General features: G+C 65.8%; 13 protein-coding genes. 5 read left to right on the forward strand and 8 right to left on the reverse strand.

Annotated elements, in window-relative coordinates; translation table 11 throughout:
- Nucleotides 1-24 precede the first annotated feature (24 nt).
- Complete coding sequence (gene gluQRS / locus MK313_RS02245; protein ID WP_287779953.1) at nucleotides 25-861, forward strand: tRNA glutamyl-Q(34) synthetase GluQRS; 837 nt, start codon at nucleotides 25-27, stop codon at nucleotides 859-861.
- Nucleotides 862-1,052: 191 nt separating this feature from the next.
- Here the strand turns inward: gluQRS and MK313_RS02250 are convergent, their stop codons facing one another.
- The 5 genes from MK313_RS02250 to MK313_RS02270 all read right to left on the reverse strand — a co-directional run bounded on the left by MK313_RS02250 (nucleotide 1,053) and on the right by MK313_RS02270 (nucleotide 5,424).
- Nucleotides 1,053-1,937: a DUF4743 domain-containing protein gene (locus MK313_RS02250; protein WP_287779954.1), complete on the reverse strand. Its 885-nt coding sequence runs from the start codon at nucleotides 1,935-1,937 to the stop codon at nucleotides 1,053-1,055.
- Between the two features lie 17 nt (nucleotides 1,938-1,954).
- On the reverse strand, nucleotides 1,955-2,644 hold the full coding sequence (locus tag MK313_RS02255; protein ID WP_287779955.1) for a J domain-containing protein: 690 nt from the start codon (nucleotides 2,642-2,644) through the stop codon (nucleotides 1,955-1,957).
- Nucleotides 2,645-2,825: 181 nt separating this feature from the next.
- A complete protein-coding gene (mutT, locus tag MK313_RS02260) occupies nucleotides 2,826-3,296 on the reverse strand; it encodes an 8-oxo-dGTP diphosphatase MutT (RefSeq protein WP_287779956.1) in 471 nt (156 codons plus the stop codon).
- Nucleotides 3,277-4,509 carry a bifunctional glutamate N-acetyltransferase/amino-acid acetyltransferase ArgJ gene (gene argJ / locus MK313_RS02265; RefSeq protein WP_287779957.1) on the reverse strand — a complete coding sequence of 411 codons (1,233 nt, stop codon included), beginning with the start codon at nucleotides 4,507-4,509 and terminating at the stop codon, nucleotides 3,277-3,279. Before argJ ends, mutT begins: the two co-directional genes overlap by 20 nt.
- A 30-nt stretch (nucleotides 4,510-4,539) precedes the next feature.
- Nucleotides 4,540-5,424 (reverse strand): peptidylprolyl isomerase, encoded by an 885-nt coding sequence (locus tag MK313_RS02270; RefSeq protein WP_121221112.1) that lies wholly within the window; start codon nucleotides 5,422-5,424, stop codon nucleotides 4,540-4,542.
- 281 nt (nucleotides 5,425-5,705) lie between these two features.
- Between MK313_RS02270 and secA the strand changes: the two genes are divergently transcribed.
- Entirely contained in the window at nucleotides 5,706-8,438 is a 2,733-nt protein-coding gene (secA, locus tag MK313_RS02275) for a preprotein translocase subunit SecA (protein ID WP_121221110.1), read from the forward strand.
- A 231-nt stretch (nucleotides 8,439-8,669) separates the two neighbouring features.
- A complete protein-coding gene (locus tag MK313_RS02280; RefSeq protein ID WP_121221108.1) occupies nucleotides 8,670-9,020 on the forward strand; it encodes a hypothetical protein in 351 nt (116 codons plus the stop codon).
- A 14-nt stretch (nucleotides 9,021-9,034) separates the two neighbouring features.
- Here the strand turns inward: MK313_RS02280 and MK313_RS02285 are convergent, their stop codons facing one another.
- Nucleotides 9,035-10,261: a glycoside hydrolase family 2 TIM barrel-domain containing protein gene (locus MK313_RS02285; RefSeq protein WP_287779958.1), complete on the reverse strand. Its 1,227-nt coding sequence runs from the start codon at nucleotides 10,259-10,261 to the stop codon at nucleotides 9,035-9,037.
- Between the two features lie 106 nt (nucleotides 10,262-10,367).
- On the opposite strand from MK313_RS02285, the gene MK313_RS02290 reads away from it, so the two are divergent.
- Nucleotides 10,368-11,081, forward strand: coding sequence for a tellurite resistance TerB family protein (locus MK313_RS02290; protein ID WP_287779959.1), 714 nt, complete (start codon nucleotides 10,368-10,370; stop codon nucleotides 11,079-11,081).
- A 213-nt stretch (nucleotides 11,082-11,294) separates the two neighbouring features.
- Here MK313_RS02290 and MK313_RS02295 read toward each other — a convergent pair whose 3' ends face one another.
- Together MK313_RS02295 and MK313_RS02300 are read right to left on the reverse strand one after the other, a co-directional pair.
- Nucleotides 11,295-12,338: a histone deacetylase family protein gene (locus MK313_RS02295; RefSeq protein ID WP_287779960.1), complete on the reverse strand. Its 1,044-nt coding sequence runs from the start codon at nucleotides 12,336-12,338 to the stop codon at nucleotides 11,295-11,297.
- Nucleotides 12,338-13,615, reverse strand: coding sequence for an ArgE/DapE family deacylase (locus tag MK313_RS02300; RefSeq protein WP_287779961.1), 1,278 nt, complete (start codon nucleotides 13,613-13,615; stop codon nucleotides 12,338-12,340). Before MK313_RS02300 ends, MK313_RS02295 begins: the two co-directional genes overlap by 1 nt.
- A gap of 130 nt (nucleotides 13,616-13,745) precedes the next feature.
- On the opposite strand from MK313_RS02300, the gene MK313_RS02305 reads away from it, so the two are divergent.
- Complete coding sequence (locus tag MK313_RS02305) at nucleotides 13,746-14,975, forward strand: Zn-dependent hydrolase (protein ID WP_287779962.1); 1,230 nt, start codon at nucleotides 13,746-13,748, stop codon at nucleotides 14,973-14,975.
- Nucleotides 14,976-14,977 lie beyond the last annotated feature (2 nt).

A 14,977-nucleotide genomic window follows, 5' to 3' on the forward strand; every position in this document is an offset into this window, starting at 1 on the left:
ATCGTTCCGGCTAGTTTTGTCGGCATGATCGTCACCCGCTTCGCCCCCAGCCCGACCGGCCTGCTGCATCTGGGCTCCGCCTATTCCGCGCTGGTCGGCTGGCGCCGCGCGCGGGATGCTGGCGGGCGCTTCCTGCTGCGTATCGAGGATATCGACCCGACCCGCTGCCGGCCGGAACATGCGGAGGCGATCCTCGAAGATCTCGCCTGGCTTGGCATCGACTGGGACGGGGAGGTGCGCCGCCAGTCCGAGTATCTGGGGGAGTACCGCGCGGCGCTGGACCGGCTGGCGGGCAAGGGGCTGCTCTATCCCTGCTTCTGCACGCGCAGCGATATTGAGGCGGAAATCGCCAGGTCAGGGCATGCACCGCATGGGCCTGAAGGCCCGGTCTATCCCGGCATCTGTCGCGCCATTCCGGCGTCAGAACGAGAGGCCCGCATCGCCGCCGGGGAGCCGCATGCGCTGCGGCTCGACATGGCGCAGGCCGTTGCGTTGGCAGGGCCGCTTGACTGGCAGGATGAGGAGAAGGGCACCATCCGCGCGACGCCGGAAGCCTTTGGCGATGTGGTGCTGGCGCGCAAGGAAACGCCAACCTCCTACCATCTCTCCGTCACGCTGGACGATGCGCTGCAGGGGGTGAATCTGGTGACGCGCGGCATGGATCTGTTCGAGGCGACGCACATCCACCGGCTGTTGCAGGCGCTGTTCGATCTGCCGGTGCCGCTCTACGCGCATCACCGGCTGCTGACCGGGCCGGACGGGCGGCGCTATGCCAAGCGGGACCGCTCGCTGACCATCGCCGCCCTGCGTGAGGCCGGCCATTCACCCGCTAAGGTTCGCGCGATGGTGGGGATGGGGTAGGGGCGCGGCGTAACCCGCCCTATGCTTCGAGACGCCATCACCAGATTGACTGGCGATGGCTCCTCAGCATGAGGTCACCAAGTGGCACCAACTGTACTCCCATCCTCCCCTTGTCCTGAGGAGCACGCGACGAGCGTGCGTCTCGAAGGACATGGGTGGAGGGTTCCCGCAAGGGGAGAGGAATCATTCGCCTACCGGTGCAGGCCCGAAACGAGGTCCAGATAATCCGGCCGGTCCGGCCCGATAAGGCCGTGGCGGATCAGGAAGTCGATGATGACGAGGTTGCAGTTGAACTTGAAATCGTCGCTGGTATCGACGATGCGCGCCACCTCGGCAATCGGCAGCAATTGGAATTCCTCGATCTCGCCATCCTGGCAGACCGGGGTGAAATCCGCCGGCAATTCGAGGTCGAAACAATAGAGCACGTCGCGGCGCAGCCCGTCCTGGCCGATATCGGCGGCGGCGCCGTGCGCCGTGCCGGACCCCACCTCCATCATGTAGGTGATGGCGCCGACCGGATGCGCCTGGCGGGCGAGGGCTTCGGGCAGGCCGGCTTCCTCCCCGCATTCCTTCACCAGCGTCTCGACGGGGCCATAGCCGTCGCCCATGCCGCCGGCCACCATATTGTCCAGCTTGCCAGGGGCGACGCTCTTGTCGCGGGCGCGGCGGCCGATCCAGAGGTGGATGCCGTCGGGCTTGCGGACATAGCCGTTGAGATGCACGCCGAAGGAGATGATGCCGAAATGCGCCGCCGCCGCCCGATTGATTCGCATCAGAATCGGTCCGCCCGGCCGTTCCAGCACCGGATATTGCTCGAAGCGGATTTTCGCGACCGCCCCTTCCGCCACCAGCTGCCGCACAGCGCGGTCTACCGCCTCGGTGCGGGCCTCCGGGTGGCTCAGGGCCGGTGACAGGCGCACCGTGCTCGCATCGACCTGGAAGGTATCCGCCTGCGCCTTCAGCCGCTCGGCCATCGCGTGCCGCAGATAGCCGGCATGGGCGTCACCGATCAGGAAGCGGCGGAAGCCGGAGAGATCGTGGCGGTTCACGCGCTGGACATGGTCTAGAAAGCTCATCTCGGCTCCGTGACGGTCTATAGCCTGAGGAGATCGCGGGCGGCATTCAGCTGCCCCATGCGCAGCGTATCGCCCTGCGGCGAATCCGGGTGGAAGATCATCGCCAGCATGCGATAGCGCGCCTTCAGCGCCCGGGCATCCGGTTGCGCATCGGCCGGGAAGCCCAGCACATAGAGCGCCTGCATGCGGGTGCGCACGCCGTCCTTCAGCGGTTCGAAGGCGACGGCGGAGAGCATCAGGCGGAGCCGCTCCAGCTCCTCCTCCAGCGCCTTGATGCGGTCGGCCTGCTTGCCTCTGGCGGTGGGCGCTTCGAGCGCCACCACATGGTCGCCGCGCGCCATGGCAACGGCCAGACCCAGCGCCCGGCGCAGCTGCACCACTGCCAGGCCGGGCTGCAGGCGAACCTGCAGGCGCGGCTTCCGGCGCAGCACGCGTCCCTTGGACGCCCCGGACAACAGGGTCACTTCCTCGCGTTCATGGGCCGGCGGCTCGCCCGGATCGGGCGCGGCGTTTACGGTCGCTTCCGGAACGGTCAGCAAAATGGCGCGCGCAAGGTCGGCAATGCTGACCCCGCGCTGCTGTGCCAGTTCCGTCACCTGATCGCGAAAACCGGCGCTGCACGGGATGGCATAGGTGCGGCTGCGTTCGCCGGTGCGCGGTGCGGCTTTCCGGAGGGGCCTCTGGGCGGACATCAGGCTGTCGGGCATTCTCTGTCTGTCTCGAAATCGCGCGCTAACGAATCGGAAGCGATTCGGTCTGCCGGCCTATTCCTGCCCGGTAACTGCAAATCGCCATCACCCGGCCAGCCTTATCGGGCTCCGGACAGGGCGTCAACTGCAATCGAAGTTAAGGAATCGTTAACCACACGCCTGAAACTGCAACTTGCAGCTACAGCAGGTCGCGCAGCATGGAAACCAGCGGCACATCGGCCGGCGGCATCGGGTAGGCGCCCATCTGCATGGGACGTACCCATTTGATTTCACTATGTTCTTTGGCTGCGATACGGCCGCGCCAGCGGCGACAGACATAGAGCGGCATCAGCAGGTGGAAATCGTCATATTCGTGCGAGGCGAAGGTCAGCGGGGCAAGGCAGCTGCCCGAAGTGTCGATGCCCAGCTCCTCGCGCAGTTCGCGCACCAGCGCGGCCTCCGGCGTCTCCCCCGGTTCCACCTTGCCGCCGGGAAACTCCCACAGGCCGGCCATCTTCCTGCCTTCCGGGCGTTTGGCGATCAGCACCCGCCCGTCGATATCGACCAGGGCGCCGGCGACCACCAGCACGACCGGTTTCGGCCCCGCGGCGACGGGCGTAGCGGGGCCGGACGGGCACAGATCGTCGAGATCAGCTGCGGTAGGAGCCATTGATGTCGATATAGGCGTGCGTCAGATCGCAGGTCCACACCCGGGCGCGGCCCTTGCCGAGGCCGATATCGACCTCGATCTGGATGTCCTGGCCCTTCATGTGGGCGACCACCGGGCTCTCGTCATAGCCTTCGACGGCGGCCCCTTCCTTCGCCACCTCGACGCCGCCGATCTTGATCGCCAGCCGGTCACGGTCGGCCCATTCGCCGGATTTGCCGACCGCCATGACGATACGTCCCCAGTTGGCGTCCTCGCCGGCGATGGCGGTCTTCACAAGCGGCGAATTGGCGATGGCAAGGCCGATGCGCTTGGCTGCCTTGGCGGACGCCGCCCCGGTCACGTCGATGGTCACCAGCTTGCTGGCGCCCTCGCCGTCGCGCACGATCTGGACCGCAAGGTCGGTCAGCAGATCCTCCAGCGCCGCCCGGAACTCCTTCAGATGCGCATCCCGGGCGCTCTCCACCGGCGGGTGGGAGGCCTTGCCGGTGGCGAACAGCAGCACCGTGTCGCTGGTCGAGGTGTCGCTGTCCACAGTGATGCAGTTGAAGGACTTGTCGGTCCCGCGCGACAGCATCTCCTGCAGCACCGGGGCGGGGATGGCCGCATCGGTGAAGACGAAGCCCAGCATGGTCGCCATATCCGGCGCGATCATGCCGGAGCCCTTGCAGATGCCGTTGATCGTAACCTTCGTGTCGCCGATGCGGGCCGTACGCGTGGCCCCTTTCGGGAAAGTATCCGTGGTCATGATGGCCTTGGCCGATTCATGCCAGGTTTCCGGCTTCAGGTTCGCGCGCAGCGTGCCGATGGCAGCCACCACCTTGTCAGCCGGCAGCGGCTCGCCGATCACGCCGGTGGAGGCCAGGAACACTTCCGACGGCTTGCAGCCGATCGCCTTGGCCGCCGCTTCCGCGGTGGCGACCGCGCCGTCATGGCCCTTCTTGCCGGTAAAGGCGTTGGCGTTGCCGGAATTCACCAGCACCGCGCGGCCCCTGCCGTCCGCCAGATTGGCGCGGCACCATTCGACCGGCGCCGAGGCGGTCAGCGACTTGGTCAGCGTGCCCGCGACCGTGGTGCCAGGCGCCAGCTCCGCCAGGAACACGTCGGTGCGACCCTTGTAGCGCACGCCAGCCTCGGCAGAGGCCAGGGTGACGCCGGCAATTGACGGCATGTCCGGAAAATGGGCCGGGGCCAGGGGGGAAACCTTCAGCGCCACGATGATCCTCTCCCTCTAACTAGCTGCTGCTTATTTCGGCTGGGTCTGCTGCGGCGGCAGCGGCTGGCCGTCCATGCTGAACCGCTCGATGGTCGCCTTGGCGCGCAGTTCCGCCAGGATGCGGCGGGCTTCCTGCTCTGCCAGCTCAGCGCGAATTTGCTCGCTGGCCTGCTCCAGGCTGGGCGGGGCGACGTCGCGACGGTCGGCGACCTTGATCACATGCCAGCCGAACTGCGACTTCACCGGCTCCTTGCTGTAGGCGCCGGGCGCCAGCTCGAAGGCGGCGGCGGAGAATTCCGGCACCATCTGCTCGGCAGTGAAATAGCCGAGGTCGCCGCCATTGGCGGCACCGGGATCGATCGACTTTTCCTTGGCCAGCGCCGCGAAGTCGGCACCCTTGTCGAGTTCGCGCACGATGTCCTTCGCCGTCGCCTCGTCCGAGACCAGGATATGGCTGGCCCGGATTTCCTCGGCCTTCGGCATCTCGGCGCGCAGCTTTTCGTACTCCGCCTTGACCTTGTCCTCGCTGATCGCCGCTTCCAGCTTCTCGGTCAGGTACTGTTCCTGGATCAGCTGGTCGCGATAGCGCTCGACGCGGCGCTTCACCTCCGGGTTCTCGGCCATGCCGGCGGCCTTGGCCTCGCGCTGCAGCAGCTCGCCGTCGATGGCGCGCTCCAGCAAGGCCGGAAACAGCATCTGCAGCGGAATGTCGCGGTACTGCTGCGGCAGGGTCGCGACCAGCGCGGCGATATCGCTCTGCCGGATCTTCGTGCCATCGACGCTGGCGACAATCGGGTCCGCCTCGCCGGAGGCGGCAGGCTGTTGCGCCAGGGCCGGAACGGCGACCGCGCCGATGAGCGCGCCCAGAAGGGCGCCTGTGACGGCGGGGGCGAAGGATCGAAGGGGATGGCGCATGGCTGTCTCGTTTCCTGTTCTGGTCCGGTTTTAACGCGTGCGGGCGGACCCGTTATTGTGCCGCCTGCCGGCGGCGCGGGGGGACAGTAGCGCAGCCCGCCGGGCGGCGGAAGGCGCTTTACAGTCCAGTCATATGGAGCCCTGCATAGCAGAAAGGAAGCCGCCCCGCGACCGTGCGGCCTTTCGCTTTGGGGGCGGCAGCGTTGACAGTATTTGACGATGCCCCTATCTGTCAGCCACGCAGGCTCCCTTCTTTCTTCATGTACACCCCGAGGTTTCCCATGTTCGGCGCCATCGCCAGAAGCTTGTTCGGCTCATCGAACGACCGCGTGGTCAAGCGCCTGCGCAAGAAGGTCGAGGCGATCAACGCGCTGGAGGCGGAGCATCAGGCCCTGTCGGACGAGGCGCTGCGTGGCCGCACCGAGGAGTTCCGCAAGCGGCTGAACGACGGCGCCACGCTGGACGACATCCTGCCCGAAGCCTTCGCCACGGTGCGCGAGGCGGCAAAGCGCACGCTAGGCCTGCGGCCCTTCGACGTGCAGCTGATGGGCGGCATGGTGCTGCATGAAGGCATGATCAGCGAGATGAAGACTGGCGAGGGCAAGACGCTGGTCGCCACGCTGCCGGTCTATCTGAATGCGCTGTCGGGCAAGGGCGTGCATGTCGTCACGGTGAACGACTATCTGGCAAGCCGCGATGCTGCCTGGATGGGCCGGGTCTATAATTTCCTCGGCCTGTCGGTCGGGGTCATCAAGCATGGCATCGAGGAGGATGACCGCCGCGCTGCCTATGCCGCCGACATCACCTACGGCACCAACAACGAATTCGGCTTCGACTATCTGCGCGACAACATGAAGTTCCGGCTGGAGGACATGGTCCAGCGCGACTTCAACTTCGCCATCGTTGACGAGGTGGACTCGATCCTGGTGGACGAGGCGCGCACGCCGCTGATCATCTCCGGCCCGGCCGAGGATTCCTCGGAACTGTATCGCGCGATGAACGCGCTGATCCCGAACCTGACCGCCGAGGATTACGAGAAGGACGAGAAGCAGCGCGCGGTCACCCTGACCGAGGTTGGCACGGAGAAGATGGAGCAGCTGCTGCGCGAGGCCGGCATGCTGACCCAGGGCGATCTCTACGACATCCACAATGTCACGCTGGTTCATCACATGAACCAGGCGTTGCGCGCCCACCAGCTGTTCCAGCGCGATGTCGATTACATCGTGAAGAATGACAAGCTGGTCATCATCGACGAATTCACCGGCCGCATGATGGAAGGCCGGCGCTATTCCGAAGGGCTGCATCAGGCGCTGGAAGCCAAGGAAGGTGTGACCATCCAGCAGGAAAACCAGACGCTGGCCTCGATCACCTTCCAGAATTATTTCCGGCTCTATCCGAAGCTGGCCGGCATGACCGGCACGGCGATGACCGAGGCGGCGGAGTTTGCCGAGATTTACGGGCTCGAAGTGGTCGAGATGCCGACCAACGTGCCGATGGCCCGCAAGGACCATGATGACGAGGTCTATCGCAGCCAGCGCGAGAAGTTCGACGGCATCATCGAGCTGGTCCGGGAATGTCAGGCGCGCAAGCAGCCGGTGCTGGTCGGCACCGTCTCCATCGAGAAGTCGGAGATGCTGTCCGAGGCGCTGAAGGCCAAGGGCATCCCGCATGAGGTGCTGAACGCCCGCTATCATGAGCAGGAAGCCTCGATCATCTCGCAGGCCGGCCGTCCCGGCGCGGTCACCATTGCCACCAACATGGCCGGCCGCGGCACCGACATCCAGCTCGGCGGCAATCTGGACATGGCGCTGGCGCTGCGCCTGCAGGGCGTCGAGGACGAGGCGGAGATCGCCCGCATCACCGAACAGGTGAAGGCGGAAATCGGGGAAGGCCAGCGCATCGTGAAGGAGGCCGGCGGCCTCTATGTCGTCGGCACCGAGCGGCATGAGAGCCGCCGCATCGACAACCAGCTGCGCGGCCGTTCCGGCCGCCAGGGCGATCCCGGCGCCTCCAAGTTCTTCCTGGCGCTCGACGATGACCTGATGCGCATCTTCGGGTCCGAGCGGATGGACGGCATGCTCCAGAAGCTGGGGCTGAAGGAAGGCGAGGCCATCGTTCACCCCTGGATCAACAAGGCGCTGGAGAAGGCGCAGCAGAAGGTCGAGGCGCGCAACTTCGAAATCCGCAAGCAGCTGCTGAAATACGACGATGTGATGAATGACCAGCGCAAGGTCATTTACGAGCAGCGCAAGGAGATCATGCGCGCCAAGGAGGTGCAGCAGATCATTCTCGATATGCGCCACGAAGTGGTGGAAGACCTCGTCGCGTCCTGCATCCCGGCCAATGCCTATGCCGAGCAGTGGGATATCGAGCGGCTGCATCAGGAAGTAGGCCGCTTGTTCAACCTCGACCTGCCAATCGCGGACTGGGCCAAGGAAGAGGGCATCGCCGACCAGGAGATCCAGGACCGCATCATCGATGCGGTGGACCGCAAGATGGCGGAGAAGGTCGCCAATTACGGCGCCGACATCATGCGCATGGCGGAAAAGAGCCTGCTGCTGCAGATCCTCGACCAGTGCTGGAAGGATCACCTGCTGCAGCTCGACCATCTGCGCCAGGGCGTGTCGCTGCGCGCCTATGCGCAGAAGGACCCGCTGAACGAGTACAAGCGCGAGGCCTTCCTGCTGTTCGACGGGCTGCTGAGCCGGCTGCGCGAGACCGTTGTCTCGGTGCTGGCCCATGTCGAGATGCGTGTGAACCGGCCGGAGGATCTGCAGCCGCAACCGCAGGAAATGCATGAGACGCGGCATGACCCGGCGCTGGACGAGACGGTCGGTGCCAATGGCGAGCCGGCCCCCGGCGGGTTTGCCGGCGGTGCCGAGCCCGGCCGCCGCATGGCCGCCGCGGCGGTCGATCCGAACGACCCGAGCACCTGGGGCAAGGTCCAGCGTAACGCGCCCTGCCCGTGCGGTTCCGGCAAGAAGTTCAAGCACTGCCACGGGCAGTTCGCCTGAGGCCGGTATCGGGGTAGTCAGATTCGCGCAGAATCAGAATCGCACGAATCCGTCAAGTTTTTTCTTGATTATGTTTAAGGGAAAATTAATACTGATTTGTCGATAGGCAACCCAGAACGGGGGCGCAAGGTGTTGGTGCCGTCAGTAGCGACGTTGGATCCCATCTCTTCGGCCGGCTTTGCCGGGCGGAGCGATAGTGATTCCAGCCCCGCTATATATCAGTCGGAACCCTTGCCGACGCAGATCGCCTACAGCGCGACGCGCCTGTCCTACGATTCCGAAATCCGCCGCCTGTTCTTCCAGTACCGCGATACCGATACCGGCGAGGTCGAACGCGAGATTCCGTCGCGGGAGGCCCTGCGCGCCTATGAGCAGCAGGAACGGGGGCGCGAGGAGACGGGGCGTGAGGTCAATGAGGCCGACGATGCGGTGAACCGCCGGCTGCAGGTCAGGGTCATCGACGGCGAGTCGGTGAGTCAGGCGCGCAATGTCACCTCTGGCACAGAAACCGACTCCGGCAGCGACAGCCCGTCCACGGACAGCAGCGCTCCGCGCGGCGTCACGACCGACCAGCTCGTCTGATTTCCTTCTGATCCCTATTCCACGCGGAACGGCAGATTGCCGGCTGCTGCAGCACCCTTGCCGTCGCGCACCGTGACATAGAGCCGGTAGGCACCGGGGGCGAGGCCGCCCAGGGTAACGGCCTCCTTGCTGGCCTTGCGGACGGCTTCAGGGTAGCGTCGCAGCTCCGGCTCGGCATCGCCGGCCTTCAGCAGCGTCTGCTGCTCCTCCATGATTTCCCACTCGACAGTCAAGGGATCGCCGTCCGGGTCGATGGCTTCCAGCCGGGCGGATATCTCCCGGCCCAGCGGCAGGCTATTGGTTCCGGCAAAGGCCAGGACGGTGATGCGCGGCGCCCGGTTGCCGCCGGGCGTGTTGCCGTCCCAGGCCCTGGCCATGATTTCCGTGGTCTGTTTCCACTCGCCGGTGGGCAGCAGCAGGCTGTGCCAGGTGTGGGTCACTTCCTGCTTCCAGCCCCACAGGAACAATATCTGCCCGGCAGTATCCGGTCCGATGGCAGCAAGCTGCTTGTCCAGCAGCGTCGCCTTCTGTGTGCTGGTTGGCTCGATGGCCGCCCCCCACTCGGTCTTCGGCGCCTGCCACTGGCCGATGGCGCCCAGCTCGGTGAGGATCAGCGGGCCGGTCCAGCCCTGCGCACGCACCCGCGCCGGCACGCTGGGCACGCTCTCGCCATAGGAATTGATGCCCAGTACATCGATGCTGGGGGCCTGGGCCTTCAGCTTCGCCACCTTGTCCGTGCCGGTTTCGGCCAGCACCGCCAGGGTGGGGTGGTGCGGGTCGAGCGATTTCACCAGCCGGGCCGCCTCCTCAATGGCGGGCCAGACCCTGCTGTCATCCGCCAGCTCCGACTCGACCTCGTTGCCGATGCCCCACATCAGCAGGGCGGGATGGTCCCTGTGCGCCAGCACGAAGTCGCGCAGCCGCGCCATCTGCGGGCCGACATGGGCCGGGTTGTCGTAATCGAAGCCGCGCCGCGGATGTTCCAGCCAGAAGCCCAGGATCACCTTCAGCCCCAGCCGCTGTGCCTCGTCCAGCACATCCTCGGCATTGTCGCCATAGGTGCGGATGGTGGTGACGCCAAGGCCGGGCAGCATGTCGAGATTGCCCCAGCCGGCCACGCCATGCGCCTGGAAGGGCTTGCCATCCACCAGCAGTCGCGTGCCCTCGACACGGACATCCGCGTGCGCCGGAAGGGTGGCCAGCAGCAGGAACAGCAGGGGCAGGACGCGGCGAAACGGCATGGAACCTCCGAGGGCCTCCGGCTTCATGGTCTTTTCGGGGCAGGCGTTGAACCGGATACCGCCCTTCCTATCTCAACGGAGCAAAGCAGCGAAGTGTGGAGAAAAGATGGACCCGACGAAATTCCTCGACCAGTTCCTTGGCGGCAACTCGAACCAGAAACTGCAACAGGCCGGCGGCGCCGCGAAACAGCAGTTCGACCGCATGGGCGGTATGGGCGGCTTTGCCGGCGGGGCGGCGGCTGGCGGGCTGGCCGGGTTGCTGTTGGGTAACAAGAAGGTGCGCAAGATGGCCGGCGGCGTTGTCGGCTATGGCGGGGCGGCGGCGCTGGGCGCGCTCGCCTTCAAGGCCTATCAGAACTGGCAGCAGGGCAAGCAGGCGGAGTCAGCTCCGGTCGCGACCGAGGCCGACATGCCGCGGACCGAGGCGCGCTTCCTGCCCGATTCCGCACCGGCCGCCACGGGTGAGCCGTTCCAGCTGTCGCTGATCCGCGCGATGATCGGCGCGGCCAAGGCCGACGGCCACGTCGATGCCGAGGAGCAGAAGCGCCTGTTCGAGCAGGTCGAGCGCATGGGGCTGGATGCCGAGGCCAAGGGCTTCGTGTTCGACGCGCTGGCGAAGCCCACGGACCTGTCGGAGGTCGCCGCCGCTGCCCGCACGCAGGAACAGGCGGCGGAGCTTTACCTCGTCTCCCGCCTCGCCATCGATCCCGACCACCCGGCGGAGAAGGCCTATCTGGAAGCGCTCGCCCACCGGCTGAACCTGCCGGCGGAGCTTGCCGCACATCTCGACCGCCAGGCGGAGGCCGGGCTGGCGGCGTAAGGAGTGATGGTTAAGGCTGGTGAGGGCGCTACGTCCAACTCCGACCGTCATTCCCGGCCTCAAGCCCCATTGGGTGCCGGGAATCCAGGGTTCAGCCTGCTCGACCAACGATCCAGCTAGCGGAAATCTGGACCCCCGGCACAAGGCCGGGGGTGACAGTTAGTATATATAACGGCCCTTGCGGGGCTTGGTATGACAGTGAAGAAGAGCTGTTTACCGCCCCTCGAAGCCTTTCAGGAAGCTGGCCAGATTCTCGCCGAGGATGTCGGACGGGTAGCCGCCCTCCTGCACCAGCACGCTCGGCAGGCCGAGGCCGGCGATGGCCGCGCCGATCCGCCCGAAGCCCGGCGTGGTGATGTGGAAGAAGCGCAAGGGGTCGGCCTCGGAGGCGTCCAGCCCCAGCGCCACCACCAGCGCGCCCGGCTGGAATGCTTTAACCGCCGCCAGCGCCGGTTCCAGCGCCTCCAGATAGGCATCGTCGCCGGTGCCCTGCGGCAGCGGGATGTTCAGGTTGCAGCCGGTGCCGATGCCTTCGCCGCGCTCATCCTCGAAGCCCGTATACCAGGGGTAGAAGCTGGTCGGGTCGCCATGTAGCGAGACCGTCAGCACATCGTCGCGCCCGTAGAAGATGCCCTGCGTGCCATTGCCGTGATGCACGTCGACATCCAGGATCGCCACACGGCCGAACTTGGCGAGCAGCGATTGCGCGGCGATGGCGCTGTTGTTCAGGAAGCAGAAGCCGCCCGACAGATCGTGATAGGCATGATGCCCCGGCGGCCGGCACAGCGCATAGGCGGACCGTTCGCCTGACTCGACATGGGCAGCGGCGGCCAGCGCGGTCTGCGCCGACCAGTACACACCCTCCCAGGTGCCCGCACCGATCGGGCAGGCGGTGTCGGTGGTGTAATAGCCGACACGCGAGACGATGGATGCCTTGGCACCGATCCCCCTGATATCCGCCATGTGCCGGCTGGGATGCACGTTCGGCGTGATCTCCGCCGAGGCGTTCGGCAGCGCCGACCAGTCGGCGTGTGCGGTCTTCAGGAAATCGACATAGCCGGCATCGTGGATGGCGCGGATCGGCGCTTCCCCGCGATCTTCCGGTGCACGCACATCATGGCCGGCGGCTTTCGCCGCCTTCAAGAAGACGTGCGCACGCTCGGCCTGTTCCGGGCTCTGCGTCACCTGCCCCCGGAAGATGAAGGTCTTCGGGTCGTGGCGTTCCTGCTGCGGGGCGTAGAAGACGGGAATGGACATCAGGCCGCCTTCTCCAGGCCGCACCAGTCGGCGATGAACAGAGCCACCGACTGCGTGACCTTGCGGATCGACTCGATGCTCACGCGCTCGTCGAAGCCATGGATTTCCGTCGATTTCGGGCCATAGACCATGGCCGGGATATTGGCATAGAGGCCATAGAAGCGCGCATCGGTGGTGCCGGTGAAGATGCGCTTCTGCAGCTCCTCGCCATAGACTGTCTTGTGGCAGCTCTTCAGCAGATCCTGGCCTTCCTCGCCGCCTTCCAGCACATAGCCTTCCGCCTGGAAGCCGTGATAGACGATCTGCGGCGGGTTGTTGGCGAGGAAACTGCTCTTGCGCGCGGCACCAGCCACCGTCTCCTCGACGGCGCGGCGGACATCGGCCAGGTCCTGGCCCGGATAGCAGGAAATCCGCATGTCGAAGGTGCACCAGGCCGGCACGGAGCTGGTCCAGTCGCCGCCCTCGATCTTCGAGACCACAAAATTGATCGGATGTTCCTCGTCATGGAACATCGGGTGGCGGTCCTTGTTCCATTCCGCCTCCAGCCCGTGCAGCGCCTCGATGATCGGGAAGCAGGCCTCGATGGCGTTGGAGCCGCTGCCGGCATAGGCGACATGGGCCGGGCGGCCGCGCACCTTCACCTGGAACCACATGACGCCGACCTGGGCGGAGCCCAGCCGGTCGCCCGACGGCTCGGTGATGATCGCGGTGTCGGCGCGGTAGCCGCGCTGCAGGCAGGCCAGCGCGCCATTGCCGGTGCATTCCTCCTCCACCACCGACTGGAAATGGATATCGCCTGCCGGCATGTAGCCGAGGCGGCGCAGCGCATCCACGGCATAGAGATTGATGGCAAGGCCAGCCTTCATGTCGCCGGCGCCACGGCCATACAGCCAGTCGCCATCGACATAGGAATCGAAGGGCGGGCGCGTCCACATGTCCAGCGGGCCGGTCGGCACCACGTCGATATGGCCGTTCAGGATCAGCGACTTGCCCTTGGCGTTGTTGGGGCGGTGCGAGCCGACCACGTTCCAGGCATCGTCATAGGAGATATGGACCGGCGAGAAGCCGGGCAGGTTCTGGATGTCCTCGACATTGATCTTCCAGCGGTCCACCGTGTAGCCGCGCTCCTTCATGGAGCGCGCCATGAAATCCTGCGCCGTTGCCTCCTGGCCGCGCAGCGAGGGCAGCCGCACCAGCTCCGCCGTATAGTCGATCTGCTCCTGAAGCCCGTCATCGACCGCTTTCATAATCTTTGTCGTCAGTTCGGTATCGGGCATCGCCGTCTCCTGTTCGCTTATGCTTGGCTGCTGTTGATGTTGTGAGTATCAGTGACAAGTAGAACAGATGCAACGTGGCACAGCACAGGGTAGGCTGGCGCGTTATGCAGGGCAAAAGGGAAGTGGCGAGATGAAGAATATCCAGATCAAGGGCGACCGGCTGTGGGACAGCCTGATGGAGATGGCGAAGATCGGCGCGACCGAGAAGGGTGGCAATTGCCGTCTGGCGGCCAGCGATCTGGACAAGGAAGGCCGCGACCTGTTCGTGCGCTGGTGCAAGGAGGCCGGCTGCACCGTGACCGTCGATAAGATCGGCAATATCTTCGCCCGCCGGCCCGGCAAGAACAACGACCTGCCGCCGGTGATGACCGGCAGCCATCTGGACACCCAGCCGACCGGAGGCCGCTTTGACGGCGTCTATGGCGTGCTGGCGGGGCTGGAGGTCGTGCGCACGCTGAACGATGCCGGCATCGAGACCGAGGCGCCGGTCGAGGTGGTGGTCTGGACCAACGAGGAAGGCTCGCGCTTCTCCCCGGCGATGATGGGGTCGGGCGTGTTCGCCGGGGTGTTCCCGCTGGAAGAGATTCAGGCCAAGCAGGATATCGACGGGCTGAAGCTGGGCGACGAGCTGCGCCGCATCGGCTATGAGGGCACGGCGCCGATGGGCAAGCCGGTGAAGGCCTATTTCGAGGCGCATATCGAGCAGGGGCCGATCCTGGAAGCGGAGAAGAAGCCGGTCGGCATCGTCACCGGCGCGCAGGGCCAGCGCTGGTACGAGGTGACGGTGGTGGGGCAGGAGGCGCATGCCGGCCCGACGCCGATGGCGGTGCGCCGCGACGCACTGGTCGGCGCTTCGCGCATGATCCAGGAGGTGAATCGCATCGGCCTCGCCAACCAGCCCTATGCCTGCGCCACGGTCGGCTTCCTGCAGGTCAGCCCGAATTCGCGTAACGTGATTCCGGGCCGGGTGTTCTTCGCGGTCGATTTCCGCCATCCCGACGATGCGGTGCTGACCAGGATGGACAAAGAGCTGCGCGAGGCCTGCGCGAAGATCGCCGCCGAGGCCGGGCTGGAGGTCGAGGGCAGCGAATTCTGGTATTTCCCGCCGACCCCGTTCGACGAGAAATGCGTCGCCGCCGTGCGCGAGGGCGCGAAGCTCTATGGCTACGACAATATGGAGATTGTGTCGGGCGCCGGGCATGACGCGGTCTATATGGCGAAGGTCGCCCCCACCGGCATGATCTTCGTGCCCTGCGAGGGCGGCATCAGCCATAACGAGATCGAGAATGCCGACCCGAAGGATCTGGAAGCGGGCGGTAACGTGCTGCTGCACGCGATGCTGGAACGCGCGCAGGGGTAAGC

It is taken from the genome of Oceanibaculum sp. (assembly GCF_022449305.1).
GTDB lineage: Bacteria > Pseudomonadota > Alphaproteobacteria > Oceanibaculales > Oceanibaculaceae > Oceanibaculum > Oceanibaculum indicum.